Origin of the sequence: Acinetobacter colistiniresistens (assembly GCF_000413935.1) — a bacterium.
GTDB classification, from domain to species: Bacteria; Pseudomonadota; Gammaproteobacteria; order Pseudomonadales; family Moraxellaceae; genus Acinetobacter; species Acinetobacter colistiniresistens.
The window spans coordinates 66,882-82,527 of the sequence record NZ_KE340379.1; the positions used below are offsets into that span (position 1 = coordinate 66,882).

15 protein-coding genes, 1 pseudogene and 1 other annotated feature are annotated in these 15,646 nt (G+C 37.4%); of the genes and pseudogenes, 9 read left to right on the top strand and 7 right to left on the bottom strand.

Annotated features, from left to right (window positions below):
• Positions 1-165: 165 nt before the first annotated feature.
• Positions 166-687, top strand: a complete 522-nt coding sequence (locus F907_RS13040) for an MBL fold metallo-hydrolase (protein WP_016651608.1) — start codon at positions 166-168, stop codon at positions 685-687.
• Between the two features lie 39 nt (positions 688-726).
• Here F907_RS13040 and F907_RS13035 read toward each other — a convergent pair.
• A protein-coding gene (locus tag F907_RS13035) for an IS3-like element ISAba22 family transposase (protein WP_085944217.1) occupies positions 727-1,892 on the bottom strand; the annotation gives its coding sequence in 2 pieces (ribosomal slippage) (positions 727-1,634 and positions 1,634-1,892; 1,167 coding nt in all).
• 102 nt (positions 1,893-1,994) lie between these two features.
• On the opposite strand from F907_RS13035, the gene F907_RS13025 reads away from it, so the two are divergent.
• A complete protein-coding gene (locus F907_RS13025) occupies positions 1,995-2,543 on the top strand; it encodes a ComEC/Rec2 family competence protein (RefSeq protein WP_228129548.1) in 549 nt (182 codons plus the stop codon).
• A 157-nt stretch (positions 2,544-2,700) separates the two neighbouring features.
• Here the strand turns inward: F907_RS13025 and F907_RS13020 are convergent, their stop codons facing one another.
• The 3 genes from F907_RS13020 to F907_RS13010 all read right to left on the bottom strand — a co-directional run bounded on the left by F907_RS13020 (position 2,701) and on the right by F907_RS13010 (position 3,821).
• Positions 2,701-2,964, bottom strand: coding sequence for a Txe/YoeB family addiction module toxin (locus F907_RS13020; RefSeq protein WP_005150473.1), 264 nt, complete (start codon positions 2,962-2,964; stop codon positions 2,701-2,703).
• Positions 2,948-3,211: a type II toxin-antitoxin system Phd/YefM family antitoxin gene (locus F907_RS13015; protein WP_004671839.1), complete on the bottom strand. Its 264-nt coding sequence runs from the start codon at positions 3,209-3,211 to the stop codon at positions 2,948-2,950. The genes F907_RS13020 and F907_RS13015 overlap by 17 nt, the downstream gene beginning before the upstream one ends.
• Before the next feature lie 343 nt (positions 3,212-3,554).
• On the bottom strand, positions 3,555-3,821 hold the full coding sequence (locus F907_RS13010) for a helix-turn-helix transcriptional regulator (RefSeq protein WP_005150474.1): 267 nt from the start codon (positions 3,819-3,821) through the stop codon (positions 3,555-3,557).
• Positions 3,822-4,024: 203 nt separating this feature from the next.
• Between F907_RS13010 and F907_RS13005 the strand changes: the two genes are divergently transcribed.
• On the top strand, positions 4,025-4,876 hold the full coding sequence (locus tag F907_RS13005; protein ID WP_005150475.1) for a hypothetical protein: 852 nt from the start codon (positions 4,025-4,027) through the stop codon (positions 4,874-4,876).
• A 260-nt stretch (positions 4,877-5,136) separates the two neighbouring features.
• On the opposite strand, the gene F907_RS13000 is transcribed toward F907_RS13005, so the two are convergent.
• Complete coding sequence (locus tag F907_RS13000) at positions 5,137-5,880, bottom strand: hypothetical protein (protein ID WP_228129549.1); 744 nt, start codon at positions 5,878-5,880, stop codon at positions 5,137-5,139.
• Positions 5,881-6,155: 275 nt separating this feature from the next.
• Between F907_RS13000 and F907_RS12995 the strand changes: the two genes are divergently transcribed.
• Positions 6,156-8,255 carry a hypothetical protein gene (locus F907_RS12995; RefSeq protein ID WP_032861978.1) on the top strand — a complete coding sequence of 700 codons (2,100 nt, stop codon included), beginning with the start codon at positions 6,156-6,158 and terminating at the stop codon, positions 8,253-8,255.
• 36 nt (positions 8,256-8,291) lie between these two features.
• Here F907_RS12995 and F907_RS12990 read toward each other — a convergent pair.
• Positions 8,292-9,511, bottom strand: a protein-coding gene (locus F907_RS12990; protein ID WP_087486619.1) for an IS3-like element ISAba19 family transposase whose coding sequence is annotated in 2 segments (ribosomal slippage) — positions 8,292-9,235 and positions 9,235-9,511 — 1,221 coding nt in all. Because the reading frame shifts where the segments join, the coding sequence is not laid out codon by codon here.
• Positions 9,120-9,236: a sequence feature (AL1L pseudoknot), on the bottom strand. It overlaps the preceding gene by 117 nt.
• A gap of 917 nt (positions 9,512-10,428) precedes the next feature.
• Between F907_RS12990 and F907_RS12980 the strand changes: the two genes are divergently transcribed.
• The 3 genes from F907_RS12980 to F907_RS12970 all read left to right on the top strand — a co-directional run bounded on the left by F907_RS12980 (position 10,429) and on the right by F907_RS12970 (position 12,764).
• On the top strand, positions 10,429-11,355 hold the full coding sequence (locus F907_RS12980) for an inovirus-type Gp2 protein (RefSeq protein ID WP_005150481.1): 927 nt from the start codon (positions 10,429-10,431) through the stop codon (positions 11,353-11,355).
• 64 nt (positions 11,356-11,419) lie between these two features.
• Positions 11,420-12,379 (top strand): hypothetical protein, encoded by a 960-nt coding sequence (locus F907_RS12975; protein ID WP_005202028.1) that lies wholly within the window; start codon positions 11,420-11,422, stop codon positions 12,377-12,379.
• Between the two features lie 142 nt (positions 12,380-12,521).
• The gene (locus F907_RS12970) at positions 12,522-12,764 is read left to right on the top strand and encodes an AlpA family phage regulatory protein (protein WP_005146011.1); all 243 of its coding nucleotides are present in this window, start codon (positions 12,522-12,524) and stop codon (positions 12,762-12,764) included.
• A gap of 312 nt (positions 12,765-13,076) precedes the next feature.
• Here the strand turns inward: F907_RS12970 and F907_RS12965 are convergent, their stop codons facing one another.
• Positions 13,077-13,397: a pyrimidine/purine nucleoside phosphorylase gene (locus tag F907_RS12965; RefSeq protein ID WP_005146015.1), complete on the bottom strand. Its 321-nt coding sequence runs from the start codon at positions 13,395-13,397 to the stop codon at positions 13,077-13,079.
• 537 nt (positions 13,398-13,934) lie between these two features.
• Between F907_RS12965 and F907_RS12960 the strand changes: the two genes are divergently transcribed.
• Both F907_RS12960 and F907_RS12955 read left to right on the top strand, forming a co-directional pair.
• Positions 13,935-15,059: a hypothetical protein gene (locus F907_RS12960; RefSeq protein WP_005150491.1), complete on the top strand. Its 1,125-nt coding sequence runs from the start codon at positions 13,935-13,937 to the stop codon at positions 15,057-15,059.
• A 196-nt stretch (positions 15,060-15,255) separates the two neighbouring features.
• Positions 15,256-15,564: pseudogene (locus F907_RS12955) on the top strand (YqaJ viral recombinase family protein); the annotation flags it as partial.
• Positions 15,565-15,646 lie beyond the last annotated feature (82 nt).

Below are 15,646 nucleotides of genomic sequence, written 5' to 3' on the forward strand. Positions count from 1 at the left end.
CTCTCCAAGGTTATCAGTAGAAATTATAGCTAACTTCAGGGATGGGGAAATTTAAAAAAAGCCCAATAACGCACAACTTGCTAACTAAAATAAATCATTAAATTTTAATTGAAATATCAAAAATAGCTACCACTTATTATACAAGAATGATTATGGGGTTTTAAGATGATTACAAGTTATGAGATAGAGTTTTTGCCTGTTGGGAGTGGGGAAAAAAGTGGAGATTGCATTCTTTTTCATTACGTTGAAGATAATGTAGGAAAAATCATTGCCTACGATGGTGGCACTCAAACATCTGGCAAAGCTATGGTTGAACATATTAAAAAATACTATGGTATGGATAAGATTGACTATCTTATTAATTCACATCCGGATGGTGACCATGTTTCTGGATTAACTTATGTGTTGGAAAATATGCAAGTTGGTGAAGTTTGGATTCATCAACCGTGGAAATATAGTGCAGAGATTCTAGATCTATTTCATGATGGACGTATGACTGCAAATAGTCTTAGTGAACGTATGAAAACTAAATTGAGACTGGCTCATCGTGTGTATGAACTAGCTATAGAACAATCTATTCCAGTGTATGAACCCTATGCAGGCGCAAAAATTGGACCATTTACAGTTCTGTCTCCTGATGAGGATTGGTATAAAAATACACTAGTACCAGACTTTTCAAAAACTTGATATACGCTGAATTATCAGGAGACTTTCCCTTGGGAGATTCTAGGCAGCCAACTTATAAAAGTCTTCGGCCATTTGATTTGGTGTCTTAAAACCCAAACCCTTTTGAATTCTTCGATGATTATAAAATAATTCAATGTATTTTATAATATCTGCTTTGGCTTCTTCTCTGGTTTGATAGTTGTAATGATGCACTAACTCATTTTTCAGTATTCCCCAAAAGCTTTCAATCGGTGCATTATCGTAACAGTCTCCGCGCTTGCTCATTGAACCTTGAAAACCATATTGCTCAAGTATATTTCGATATTCATGGCTGCAATATTGACTTCCTCTGTCTGAATGCACAATCAGTTCTTTGGTTGGTTTTTGATTGTGAATAGCCATATTTAGCGCATTACAAACAAGCTGTGCTGTCATGCGCTCATTTAAGCTATAGCCAACCACTTGCTTCGTGTAAAGGTCTTTTACCGCTGCTAAGTACAGCCATCCTTCAACAGTCCATATGTACGTAATATCACTTGACCATGCTTGATTTGGTCTAGTCATTGAGAATTGTTGCTCCAGCAGGTTTTCATAGATCGCTCGATTATGGTCACTATTCGTAGTCCTTTTAAAACGCTTGTGTCGCTTACAATACAGGTGGTTCAGCGCTTTTATCTGACGTACAGCGTACATACTCATTTTTATGCCCTGAGCTTGTAAGTATTTGGTTAATCGAATATAACCATAGCTCTGCCTTGTCTCCTCATGGGCTATTTTCACCAATATCGTCTGTTGATTTCGTTGAATCGTTCTTTTGCTCACGCCTCTCTTGAGCCAATCATAAAAACATGAAACTGAAACATGAAGTAATCGAGCCATTAAGGTAATTGGAAAAGAATATCTTTTTTGTTTCATATAGGCGTACCTTACTGACTTTCTTTGGCAAAGTACGCTGCTGCCTTTTTTAAAAATTCACGTTCCATTTCAGCTATTTTGAGCTGTTGTTTGAGTTTTTTATTTTCTTCGAGTAGAGCGTTTAGATCAGGTGAATACTGTTTTGTACCTGCTAAAGTTCCAGCCTTTGCTTTGGTATTCCAATTTGAAAGAGTTTGCATTGAAATGCTAAGTTGTCTAGCTGTTTCCGAGACATTGCCTTGATTGGCTTCAATTAATTTGATGGCTTCAGCTTTAAATTCTGTGGTGTAAGTCTTGTGTTTCTTGCTCATGGTAAACTCCTGATGAGTGTGTTTAGTTTACCAAGTTAAAACCTCCTGTTTTTTCAGCACACATCAACTCCACCAAAAGCAAAAATGGTTTTTGAAAATATTATGGATGGCATGGAAAATTTTGTTGAAACAGTTGCTAAGCTACTAGAGGAATCTTGGGGTGATGAGAATCTTCCTAATAACGTTCAAACTTCAGCAGAAAATAATAGTAGTGTAGTGCTATATGCCAATTTATTAGGACGCGGATTCGTACTTACTGGTGATAGTGGTGTCGAAGCTATTGATAGGGCTTGTATTTTTGCTGAACGAAACAATTTAAGACTGAAAGAAGATTTAAAGTTTGTTCAAGTACCACATCACGGTAGTCGGAGAAATGTATCTACTACTGTACTAAACCGTTTATTAGGTGAGCCGATCAATTTTGATGCGCATAATCTTACTTTAAATAAGACGGCATTTGTTTCAGCATCCCAATCCTCTAAAAAGCACCCTAGAGACCGTGTTGTGAATGCTTTTATGCGTAGGGGATTTAAAGTTGTTGCAACTAAAGGAAGTACAAAACGACATTATAATGGAATGCCTGAACGAGCTGGCTGGGGTTCAGTAACCCCATTAGAGTTTTCATATGAAGTAGATGATACTGATAATTAACTTTTTCTAAAATTAGCTACAATACTGCTTAATTATTTTTCTGCTTGAGCTAGGTATTAATTTGACTTTCAGTCCAAGTAGGCTTATTGCAGTTAAGTGGGCTATATAGTAAATGATTTATGTAAAGAAGCCCCAATGCTAAGTTAGGGCTTCTCTTTTATTCGTAGTGATAACGACAAGAAATGATAGTTATCGCTACATCACTTACTTCATAGACTAATCTATTTTTTTCATCTATTCGTCTGCTCCAAAACCCCGCTAAATCACCGAGTAATGGTTCAGGCTTGCCAATACCTTCAAAGGGAGTACGAAGACACTCTTTGATTAGTGTATTGATACGCTTAAGAGTTTTTTTGTCTTGGCTTTGCCAGTACACATAATCCTCCCAAGCTGTTGGAGTAAAACTAGTCTTCCGTTTCATCTAAAAGTTCTCTTTCGATTGCTTTAGATGCCCGTAATTCTGCAATTGATTTCGCTAGGTGTGCTGCGTTACTTGGAGAAGACATGAGGTACAATGTTTCCATTATACTGTTGTAATAGTCTTGGCCCATTACAACTGCATGTTGACCTTCTTTCCTCGTAATTACTGCAACATCTGAATCATCAATAACACGGTCTAAAACCGTTTTCAGATTATTGCGAGCATCGGTATAAGTGAAAATTTGCATAGTCTTAATTTTCCTATTACTCAAGCATTACAAGTCATTAATTACGATATTCATTCGCCACTATATTTTGACATTTCATTTAACACTATTTTTGGTCACTTCTTTAGATACATTGATCATTACATTTGGACACTATGGCTGGCTGTATTTTCGTCATTCAATTTTGGGCATTAAATTTAGATACTTAGATAGACACTAGTTAGCTTATTACTCTTACAATTGCGACTAAGCATACTAACTATAAGTCTCTTTAATTTAAGTGTCAATATTCTGTACAGACAATATTTTGTACATAATGTGAAAGTATAAGAAAAACAGCCTGTCATCGACAGGCTGTTTCCTTTTATGCCGCTTGAAGTACTTTCTGCTCAAGCCAAGCATTGATTTGGCTTTCAGTCCATGTTGGCATACTTGTGGTCAAGTATGTCGGTTCAGGAAAATCACCACGACGAATCATCTTCCAAAAAGTAGATTCTGCGATATTCAACAAACCTTTGCTGGCAGGCTTGTGTGAAACTCTCCGTCTACGACCACTACGATCCACATAGTCCTTTGCTGGGCGTTCAGGGTAGTTCACTAAATCTTTTACACGATAGCGTAACTCTAACATTTTACTGGTTTCCATTAAGCCAAATTCTACTCAATCATCAATTCAATTTCATCAGACTTTTCGTGTGATGCCGACTTAATGACTGTCCATGACCTGATGGTAGTGACTCAGTGAGTTTTTTTTTAGCATACTACAAAGATAATAAAATATTATACTAGAATATGTGTTAAATTTATAATTATTATAATATTTTTATTTTGAGCATGATGAAAGTTACTAATGAAGACATCAATATTCTAGAGGTGGAAATGCTTAATTGTTACCTTTACCATGCAGGTGGTGTAAGGGCTTTGAAAGAGCAGAGGGAATTTGCCTCTGACGAAATTGAGTTTATAAAAAAATGTATGGCTGATGAGATTGCACTCAAAGGAGAAGCTCAACTTTCACAGTTTTATGGGCTGAATCAGTTATTAGATCGTATTGCTCAATTAAAAGAAGAATTATTGGGGGCTAATGATAAGCAAAAAAATAAACATAGTGTTGCTGGCTATAAACCAATACTTTATGCATACCTAGCACTTGATTTTGATCAGCATGTTTTTCAGCATCCTAAGTTACAACGCCGAATCAATGGTATAAAGAATGTGAAAAAGCGCTATGAAGGTAATCTCTATGAAAAGCGAGAGATCATTTATAGGGTATTACGAGAAACTGCAAAAATAAAAGGACGCTGGAAATCTGTTACGGCTGCAATTAATGATGTTTATCCGACACTGGAAAAAGAGCTTAAAGCTTTTGATCAAAATTGGATTAAAAATCGTATAGCAGAAAATACCGGCAAAATTGCAGAATTACAGGATGCTTTAGAAAATAATAAAAAACGATATGAGGGATCTTGTGATATCAAAATTCAGGATCGAACCTATATTAGCTACATTAAAAGTCTGGAAGAAGAAAACAGAGAATTTATACGAGCTTTAAACGCCCATAATGTTGCAGATATTTTGAAGAAAAAAATGGCTTTTAACTCGAATGATCAAGAACAGACACTTCTTAATCATGTACGGAACTGCCCAGAGCTGCTTGCAGAGATTATTGAAAAAGATTCCAAATAGGGAGGAGTGTTGGTAATGGGGTGGTGACGAATAAACGTTTAGGCCAATCGATGGTGCTGATTTAGTAGATGAATTACGATGGATATTACAGAATTTAAGTTACCCTTAGCAGCCGATAGAGACTAGGAATTTACTTATTCAACACTTACATTAGTTAAGCAGTTCAATGTAAGCGAGGTCATATTTAAATAAATGGTGGGTGATGATTCCTATAGATTGGTTCCCATGATTCTTAATCCTGTTTTTACTGCTAATACTCTTTATGTTTTTTTAGGTGAGGGTGGGCGGCGTTCTATGATCAGACCTCTTCTTAATTTTTCTGGGTCTACTTTGGTTGTGGCTTTTGTGCGTGTATATAGAGTTCGTTGACCTGTTTGGCCTTGGGTAGGTGATTGCATGCCAAGAGCATCGTCTTTTTGTTCAATAGCTTCTTTTTTTTGTTCTGTAGATGCAGTCTTTCCACGTTCTGTCTCGGATAAGGTCATTTCATTTTGACGGGGGGCTGTAGGGAGGACGTGGAGACTAATCTCATTTGTAGATTGTATTTCTTCATTGATGCTTTGACACGATTCTGTCGGGGTATGATTTTCGCTCTCGGGCGGCATTCCGTTTAGACAATTTTTATCAATATTGTCTAAATCATTTTCTAGTTCTACTTGTGAATTATTCTCATCTATAAATGGGGTGAGAGATGGTTTCAGGCGTAAACTCTGCCGATAGCTTGCAAGTTCTGCCAAATAGGTTTTTTCACGCTCATAAGCTAAATCTAGCTGTTTCTGTAAGGTGATATTTTGCAAATGCATCATGTTTAATATATGTCTAAAATTTTCTTGATTGTTTATCTTCGTTTTCTTAATTACTAATGAAGTGATAACTTGTAGCGCATCTTCATAATTTATTTTACCATTTAAAATCATTAATTTACCTTTTTTATTGAGATAGTAGATTTTTGATCTAGAGAGACCTGTCAGTTCGCTCAGTTCAATAACAGTCACTTCTTTCATGATTAAATTATGTCTAAAATAAGTATAATTAGACATAATTTTATAAAAAAATTGACCGATTTGCCATAATTAAATTAACTCTTTAAGTGAATTAGAGATTTAAAAAGATGTAGTTATATTACTCACAGTGCATAATGTTTTTATTCATTGTTAATGATGGTAAAATTTGATGTGAATAATAGTGAAAATAACTGTGATTAATGGGATGGAATTTATTGTTTAGTTCGACTCGATCCAGCTAATATAAAGGATATTTACTGGTTTTGGGTATGTTAATGGATAATTATAAGCTAATAATTAAAGATAAAGATCTATTTGATTTATTTTTTAATCAAGTTCCTTATATCTGGCAAGCCTTAGATCGCTCCGTGAAGGAAGATCAGGAGTACCAACCTGCTTGTTTATATAAAGAATCTGTTCAGGTTATTCGGGCAATCGATAAGTTTGTAGATGATTTGAAGTCTGGAAGTTTACCTCGGGCGACTCAGTTGAGAATTAGTGTGACTGGGCATGCTGAATTTGACCCTTCATTCCTTGTTTATTTTAAAGCCCTTCAATTTGAGCGCAAAATGTTCGATATGACTTATCTTGGGCTTGGGTTAAATTGGGTTTATTATCAAAAGTTTTTAGAAGAAGATGCAGTTAAGCTACCAAATAATACTGCTTGTATTGAACAGGTTCTGTCGGGTTCTGGTGGTTTGCAGGAACGAAAGCAACAATGGTCACCTTCAAAATTCCATTATCAAAAAGCATGGAGATTGATGAATTTTTTTTCTGAGTTGCAGAAAAATCCATTATATATCGAAGAAACTAATAAGCAGACTCAGCAGGTTGTAGACGAGATCAATCATGCTTTCGCACATTTTGATACGCTTTTATCAATACATCAGGAAGTGTATATCTTGGTGATTGATGTTCGTTTCTTGCGTATAGTGAGTCAAACTGAGAATGAACCGTTAGTGCAATTGATTGAAAAAGTACTTAGAGATCGGGCTGAGATACAGAATACAATTTTTAAGATGATCCCTGGTTGGCTGCGAGCATATACCAAGCTTGGACATGATTATCAAAATGGTTTAAAGCTTTCATGTGTTTTTATACTAAGAAGTTATAGCATTGATCAGGAAGAAGTGATTGTTACTCGTCTACAAGCATTATTGAGGAATAATTTTAGTCACTATACTGCGATTGATGTCGTTAATGGAAATGAGTTTGTACGAACACATGGTAAGAAACATGCTGTTGGTTCTGTCGGAATAAATACGCCTGTTCGGATTGAACAATTTAAGTATTGGGTACTCAGCTATTTTTTTAAAATGGATTCAATAGCAAAGCTTATACATCCTGAAAAATCTCTTGAGGTGAATAAGGTTTATATGCATCCGAGTGGGCAACAGCCAAAGATAAAGAAGCAGGCTGTGTCATCCAAGATAAGCCCTCCACCTAAAAATTTTGCACAGGTATTGCAGGAATGCAAAGTACTCAAAGGTATCTGGGATGTTAAACATCTTGCGAAGCGCGTAGCTGATCGTCTGCTCGTTAGCCAGATTTACTACAAAGAATTTTGTGCTGAACAAGGTATTTCAAAACAGTATGGTGAGTGGTTGTTCCAAATTGAAGTATTTATTGAGACTTTGTTAAATAATCAACAACCCGTCTTTAATGAGGTGAGATCAGCGCATCAGACCTACTTTTTGAATGCTAAAGATATGCAAGAATCCGCTACACAGCTTGGTCAGCAGTATTTATCGCTTGTGAAGCAGGTTGCAAGTGATTTTAATTTTTTTAGGCAGATTGATCATTTAATTCAAAATTACGGTTTACGTACATGGTGGTTTGGGCATGAAGACAATTTGAACTTGTGGATTGGTTTTCAGCAGATTTTTACAGGATTTATATTCAATCAGCCTGTCGACTCTGTTGTGTTAGGCCAGTTAAATACAAACCTCCAAGCTGTAAGGAATTATTTTCTTGAACAACAAAGACTAGAAGTAAATAAACGTGAACTTCTGGAAAAGCATTATGCTCAAGGTGTACGGAGGTATACAGATACACGAGAATACTTGAATAGCGTATTAGAGCACAATTGTTGGGCTTATCGTATTACTGTCAATGCGAATTCATCAAAGGGGTGTTTGAAACAGTCTGAGCTATCAAAATTATTTACTGAATTCATGCGCTTAGCAAAGCGAGCGAAACCTTGTTATTGGTTGCGTGGCTACGTAGGTATTTGGCAAGAGAAGAACTGGCCGATCGCTTCAGAATTTACAATAGATGTCGTATTGTTTTTTAATGATCGTTGTCAGGCGCAATTACAAACTCTAGTCTATGATCTAGATCAGCGCTGGAACAACTTTCTTGATACTAAAGCTTGAACCGTACCGGGTTTGTCGGAGACTTTTTTATTTAAGTTAAGCCACCTGACCTAACGGGTTAATCTTATCATAGTACATTGCTTCAAACTCAAAAGGCGATACATAACCCAGTGCACTGTGTACACGCTTTTTATTGAACCAATCTACCCAGTTTAGTGTCGCAAGTTGTACATCTGCTAAACCTTGCCAATCTGCTTTTAAATATTCAATCACCTCTGTTTTGTATAAGCCATTCACCGTTTCAGCCAGAGCATTATCGTATGAATCACCCGTTGTACCGACTGATGCTCGTAAATTTGCTGCTTCTAAACGATTGGTATAGCGAATGGAAAGATATTGCACACCTCTGTCGGAATGATGAATCACATTCTTTGGCATGCCTCGATCATGCAATGCTTGCTCTAATGCATCAAGCACCATATCTGTATTCATCCGTGTAGATACTTTCCATCCAACAATTGCTCGTGAGAACACATCAATAACAAATGCGGTATATACCCAGCCTGAATGAGTTTGAATATACGTAAAGTCACCCACCCATAGTTGGTTTGGATGATCAGCATTAAAATTACGTTTCACTAAATCATCTGCCCGTTTTTGGTCATCTCGGTTACGGGTGGTTTGTTTATTCTTACCACGCCAAACACCTTGTATACCTAGCTTTTGCATCAATCGAGCAACTGTACAACGTGCAATAACATAACCCTCACGTTTCAATTTTTGCCAAACTTTACGTACACCATATCGACCTGAACTTTCTTTCCAAATTCGTTTAATTTGTTCAGCATGATACTCATCATGTAGATCTCGTTTCGCTCGATGTTCTGGATTGTCAGTGAGATCTAAAGTTCGGTAATAGGTTGAAGGTGCAATCGGTAAAATTCTACAAATCGCTTCAACACCATATCGATCTTTATTGTTATGGATAAAATCCACCATTATTTGTGTGGGCGGTCGAGCTCCGCCTGGGCGAAAAAAGCGGCTGCTTTACGTAGAATTTCATTGGCACGTTTTAATTCTTTAATTTCACGTTCCATTTGCTTCATTTTTTCTTGGTCAGATATCTGTTGTACTTTGGCAGGATTTAGTTGATCCAGATGCTTTAAATACCAAACACGCAATGTTTCAGGAGTACAACCGATTTTAGGAGCAATAGCTGTGATTGCTGCCCAAGTAGAAGGATAATCTTTTTCAGATTCAATTAGTAATTGAACCGCTCTTTCTCTAATTTCGGGGGTATAGTTTGGTTTTGTCATCGGGATAGTCTCTCAGAATATTGACTCTCCGACAAACCCGGTACGGTTCAGCTGCTCAGACTTTAAAGCTGCAAGATGCAGAAGATATAAAGTACTATGGCTCCATTAAACCGAAAATATTAATGTGTTCGGTTGATGGATTGAATACAGAAGATAAGACTCAGAGTACGTATCATGTCTGTCTTGAAGCACATGATCGTAAAATGAAAAAAAGAGTCATTGAGCATGTCATACCCTATTTCGCTTATCGGGATGTATTCCACGCTCGGTTTAGTCAGACAGTTCCTAAAGCTTTTATTAAAGGTGTGATACTTAAAAAATAGTTGGCCTTAGCGTTGAGCAAGTTTAGTTTCATCCACTCATTAATTTCAAAGGCGGACCTGCCAACAGGATTTGTGGTTAAGTGAACCTGTTTGTGGAAGGGGGATCATGGTAATCGGATTTATAGTCTAACAAGCTGTAGAACGTGACACGACTTAGGTTTGCAATAAAAACTAATTTCTGCCTTAACTCTCGTAAATGAGATTTTTTCTAAAAATACAGGATTTGTAGGGTGGGGGAAATTGGATAGACCTATGAATCGATTGATTTTGCAACTACTGAGTCTTGTGATAAGTCGGTAAATAATATTATTAATTAAATACTTAATATTAATTAATATTCAATATTCAATCATAAATACTTCACTAAGATACTCATAGTGAAATAATCAATTGATATTAGAGACTTAATAGTGATGTCTACTGAATCTTGATATAGTCAATCAATGTGCTACAATCCCTAAATGCAACTTATAGCTATCAGTCCTGAGATCGATCTGAATCTTGGTGTAGGATTCGCCATATAGGTATCTTCATACATAAAAAAATAATGTTGTCTCCTTAGTTATGTACCAAACATAACGAAGGAGCATCTCAATGCAATATGACTTATCTCATCAAGCTGGCGTCATGACAGCCGTACATGGCTTTGTTGACTGGGTGCTGAATCTGGAGCTAAATCAATCTTCCTTTATCACGCATCTTTGCTCACTGATTCCTGCATTTCAGATCTTTGATCAAGACGGCATTGAGTACAGTGCATCCATTCAGGCTTTTAAAGATATGACTCAAGCCATTGAAGCACTAAGAGGGACTCTATGTCTAGAGGATTACTTGCTACGGCTATCTTCTGTTGAGGTAGTAAAGTTAATGCGAAGTTTGAGAGATTACCGTAGTCTGATTCTAGATGAGATTCGCTTATTCAGGCAGCAGGAATCAGATAATCAAATCAGCTTTTTGACTTATGTTCAGCAAATGATTCAAGATCATTATCAAGTTCTGATTGTCCGTGTGGATTTAGGTTATTTAAAGAAATTTATGTCGAATGTCACAGTTCATGACTTCTATCTCCATATTCAGTTTCTATGCAAGTACCTAAAAGATAAGAATGGCTGTTTTAAGCATATATTGGGTTATGGTTTAGCTTTAGAGCAAGGGTGTTATACAAAGGGCTATCATGCGCATCTGATGTTGGTCTACAACGGTTCAGAACGTTGTCAGGATTGGTTTCTAGGGGATCAGGTCTTACAAAAGTGGCAGACTATTACCCATGGTTGGGGTTATGGGAGGAATGGTAATACTAAAGAAAACAAGGAGCAGTTTGCCAATAAAGGCTTACTGGGTATTGGTTTGATTCACCGTAAGCATCCAAAAGAGCTTCAAAATGCTTTGAATGTTGCCAGATACTTAACCAACCCAGAAAAGTATCTACAACAGATGTTAGTTAAACCGATTAATAAAAGAACATTCTTTAAAGGCATTTACCGAGTGCATGGGCGTAACTATCAACTCATATCCGATTAAGTGCCTGTAAAAAAATATGGATGGAGCAGTTCTATGAAATCCACAACCTTGTAGAACGACTTCCATGGATATTACACACATTGAACACCAAACAGCACCACGCCTAGAGAAAGATGTGCATGACTTTTTTACTCAGGCACGCTATGGGGCTTCAGGTCCCAAGAAAAGCGATGTTGAAAATGAAAAGAATCTGAAACAGGAATGGTCACAGGTTTTTTTAGATTATTTTGGCGATTGGAATTTTTTGATGTATTCGCATCGAGATGCTGAGCTTGGCTTTTGGATTACTCTATTTCGAAATGCTTATTATTGTGTGTTATCAGAAGTAAATCCGTATGCGCGTTACTTTGTACCAGATACGACGTATACTAAGAAATGGATGATTGAGCAGATTCTTGAAAAACTCAAGACACTATTTTGGACGACGGGCTTTATTGAGTTTTTACATCAGTGCAATGAGCAATATGAGAAGCATATCAATCAAATTCGAGATTCTTATATTGGGGTGAGCAAGACAAGTGTAGATGCACCAGATATTAAGTTTTATCTGAGCTTTCCTTCAGGGACAGAGCAACTGCAATCGATTGATTGGGTGATTAAATCCTTTCGAAAATTTGAAAAAAACTTGAAATGCCAACCTTGGTTTAGAGGCCAAGTCATATTTACTTACTATCACTTAATTCGTGATGGCTACAGAAACTGTTATGTGATTCGTTTTTATTTAACCTTTCAAAAAGTTTTTTATTCTATCGATACGAATTATTCAGCTTTGATACTGCGATTATGGCAGGAAGCAACTGATGGATTAGGAACATTGTTGATTGTAGATGAGGAGCGATCTAAGCAGCCATTAGGTAATCCTTTTGGTTTGGGTCGTGATGACGTTCTGGCATTTCCTGAGCCACAGGACCCATTAGATGATTTAGATAATGTGCCTGAAGTTGCTTCTAGTGTATCTGAAAAGATGAATAAGATTTGTATCCTAACACGTGGGTTTAAAGCCTTTCATGGCAAAAAATGGTGATTGAATCAAATCAAATGTAAAACAATTGACCTCTGTATCTATTTGATTAGATACAGAGGAGTTTGAGGGCATATATTTTTTTACGGTGATGGACATGATATGTGCAGAAAGCACGCCTTCATACCACATCTGAGTACATCAGATGAACGCGTTAAATTCACAAACATTTCAGATCAATCAAATTTTAAACATCAGGCAACTAGTTGAAATCACAGGGCTGAGTCGTGCCATAATTTATTCACTTCTAGACCCCAAATCAAAATATTACGAAGCCAGTTTTCCGCAGCAGATTAATTTAACGAGCAATCGAGTTGGTTGGGTTGCGCATGAAGTGAATACGTGGATTGATAAAAAGATCAGTGAACGTGGAATCAGTACTAATTGAATAAAAGCTATGAATTAAGATTGTTGCCCCATCAGTTGTAATACAAGCGCGTAAGCAAAATAAGGAAAAATTTATTCAGCAATGAAGAATGCTTGAGGTGGGGTAAAATCTAAGATTTGTTTACAGAAACGGGGCTGTTCATCTTTTTATTGATCACGAAAGGTGAATTCGTTATATGGATGAGAATATTCTTGCCTATACTTTGGACCACGAATACATTTGGGTCGCAACATTTATCTCCGTCAAGTTTACTACTGGTAAATTATATATCAGAATAGAACACTATGATTTTGGGTATATTAAGTTTATTTGTTATTCAAAATGACAAATATAATCTACGACTTCACTTGTATGAATCTTAAATTGGCTATGGGCTGGGATTTGAAACGACTCACCAGATTTAAAGATTTTTATGTCAGGCACATGACCAATTTGCACACTACATTCCCCAGAGATAATTTCCATACGTTCGGCTAGATGAGTCTTAAAAGTTAGTGGTTCCTCAGATGGAAGAATTACACCTAAAGTTTTTTTAGTTCCGTCTTTTAATACAATAGCATGGCTGATCGATGCGCCATTAAAATGAACATTGGCTTTCTTTTTTATTGAAATAAAATCAAATTGCTCTGACATAGGCTGGTTCCTAATATTTAATGTATTGAGACTATATTAATAAATTATACTAAAAATTCTCAAGGATTTAATGATTGATAAATTCTGACTAGATCATGGTTGATTCACTTACATTATGGCGTGTCGAATAAGCTATAAACAGCTAAACGTATTGACACCCTTTACTTCGCTGATTATCCTTTGCTTGCTGACCTACATTGTCAGTCGGTTTTGACGGACCGTTTTGTAAGACGACATCAGAGTTTTCCCTTCTGAGGGCTGACTTTGTGTGTACTTCTCGTCCTTCTCTCGTTGCGGTAGGGCGAGAGAGGGACACCTTCGGGTGTGCTGGAGTCTTACCCAGTCCGTCAACCCTTTCTCGTTCTGCCACCATAATCTTTGTATTTTGGGCAGAACTCCAAGTTGATAACGGAGTCGACCATGTGCACTACATTCTTAAATTATCATTCTATTTTTACCTCAGTGCTGTGTACGGCTTTGTCATCACTAAACCAATAACAGCATACATAAAACAATAATTTTATCTGGGGTAAACAAATGAAGGATGTCCATCCTCTGTTTGTCTGTGTGCTCGGATCATTTTTACTGATCGGCTGTGGAAATAAAAATTCTTCCACTGAAGTTTTAAGCCCTGACGAAAATGTAGCACTCAGCCAACGACTTGAACCAACACATCGACCTGTTCTGGTCGAAGCTAAAGCATTACAACCTTTCTTAAATCAACAACAACTGCCCGAAGCAGATGTCTCAGGCTTCCGTGACTATCTGCATGCCCAATCAGGCAATCGATCTGCATTGCTACAATTCCGAGAAAAACTGCAACTCAAGCCGAATCAAATTTTGGTCTTAGGGATAGAAAAACCAAGTCAGCAATCCTTACTGGAATTTCCAAAGAATGACCTATTTGCCAGTGCTAATGATCTGGTGATTAACCATGCACGAATGCTGAAGACCCCAGTTACAGGAGAGAGCAAAGGCGAATTTGAAACTACGGAGCAATACCAGCAACGGATTCAGGCAGAACAAGCCACTTTAAAAAAAGCCACAGCCAATCTCAATGTTGACCTTGGACGATTGGAGGATGCCTTAAATTATTTGGCTTACCCAATTGCGATCAATGTACTTAGTCCATCTAGTGAAGACTCAGCTCAGTATGATGCGGATCGGCAAGTCATGCATATACAGGCATCGAGCACCAATGCTGCGGGCTACTACGATTCGACTGTATCCAAGCTCAATCTAGTATTTAGTGCATCACCCAAAAATGCTGAAATTATCCTAGGCAATCTACGTGATGAACGAGATAAGCGAAACTATCTCGGTTTTATTTTGAGTATGCAGCAAGGGCAATTGGTTTTAGAACAAGCCATCCTCTATCAGCACAACAACAATGATCGCTATCTACGCCTTGCAACGATTAATCCGTCACAACTGTATTTGACCACCCGACCATTGAATGCAGATGAGTCCAACAAGAATCTCAATTCAGAACAACCATACTCACTCAAACAAAAGTTGTCCTTCCAGTTTGGGCTTAAGCATTACCGTAATCCTGAACAGCAGCAAGCTGAACCTGAATTAGAAGTCAGACCACCAACTGAGGAAGAAATCACCCAGCTTAACCTCAATGCAGGGTCAAGTGATATCGAGGGGACACTGTAAATGTTAGAGATCTTTAAAAATAAATCCGTTCGAAATATCCAACTCCTGTGTGGTCTGTTGTTACTCGGTAGCTTGTATGGATGTGGCAGTAAGGACATGGCAAGAATGGATTGTGTCTGACGACGCAAGGGATCTATTTCAGGGAAGCCTTTGCCAATGCAAATACCTATCCAATGAAAGCAATCACTTCGGTGGGTTAGCCGTGACAGGAAAACAGGCAGCACATATATGTGCTTTGATCTGTGGGCATGAAACTAAAATCTATAAAGTGACACGTAATGAAACCGTGATTCAGCACATTATCAATGCCGAACGCCACTTTTGGCAATGTGTGGAAACAGGTATTCCACCCAGTGTAGATGCCTCTGATTCAGCAGCCAAAGCCTTGCAACAGCTTTACCCAGAACAGATTCCATTAACAGTGGAAGACCTGACTCAAAATGAACAAGCCAATTACCTATTTAATCAGTTGCTTGAAGAGAGGTATAAGGTTGAACCGTACCGGGTTTGTCGGAGAGTCAATATTCTGAGAGACTATCCCGATGACAAAACCAAACTATACCCCCGAAATTAGAGAAAGAGCGGTT

Excerpts from the sequence above, each read along its gene's own strand:
- F907_RS13040 (WP_016651608.1), top strand. The coding sequence starts at position 166 with ATGATTACAAGTTATGAGATAGAGTTTTTGCCTGTTGGGAGTGGGGAA.
- F907_RS13025 (WP_228129548.1), top strand. The coding sequence starts at position 1,995 with ATGGATGGCATGGAAAATTTTGTTGAAACAGTTGCTAAGCTACTAGAG.
- F907_RS13020 (WP_005150473.1), bottom strand. The coding sequence starts at position 2,964 with ATGAAACGGAAGACTAGTTTTACTCCAACAGCTTGGGAGGATTATGTG.
- F907_RS13015 (WP_004671839.1), bottom strand. The coding sequence starts at position 3,211 with ATGCAAATTTTCACTTATACCGATGCTCGCAATAATCTGAAAACGGTT.
- F907_RS13010 (WP_005150474.1), bottom strand. The coding sequence starts at position 3,821 with ATGTTAGAGTTACGCTATCGTGTAAAAGATTTAGTGAACTACCCTGAA.
- F907_RS13005 (WP_005150475.1), top strand. The coding sequence starts at position 4,025 with ATGATGAAAGTTACTAATGAAGACATCAATATTCTAGAGGTGGAAATG.
- F907_RS13000 (WP_228129549.1), bottom strand. The coding sequence starts at position 5,880 with ATGAAAGAAGTGACTGTTATTGAACTGAGCGAACTGACAGGTCTCTCT.
- F907_RS12995 (WP_032861978.1), top strand. The coding sequence starts at position 6,156 with ATGGATAATTATAAGCTAATAATTAAAGATAAAGATCTATTTGATTTA.
- F907_RS12980 (WP_005150481.1), top strand. The coding sequence starts at position 10,429 with ATGCAATATGACTTATCTCATCAAGCTGGCGTCATGACAGCCGTACAT.
- F907_RS12975 (WP_005202028.1), top strand. The coding sequence starts at position 11,420 with ATGGATATTACACACATTGAACACCAAACAGCACCACGCCTAGAGAAA.
- F907_RS12970 (WP_005146011.1), top strand. The coding sequence starts at position 12,522 with ATGAACGCGTTAAATTCACAAACATTTCAGATCAATCAAATTTTAAAC.
- F907_RS12965 (WP_005146015.1), bottom strand. The coding sequence starts at position 13,397 with ATGTCAGAGCAATTTGATTTTATTTCAATAAAAAAGAAAGCCAATGTT.
- F907_RS12960 (WP_005150491.1), top strand. The coding sequence starts at position 13,935 with ATGAAGGATGTCCATCCTCTGTTTGTCTGTGTGCTCGGATCATTTTTA.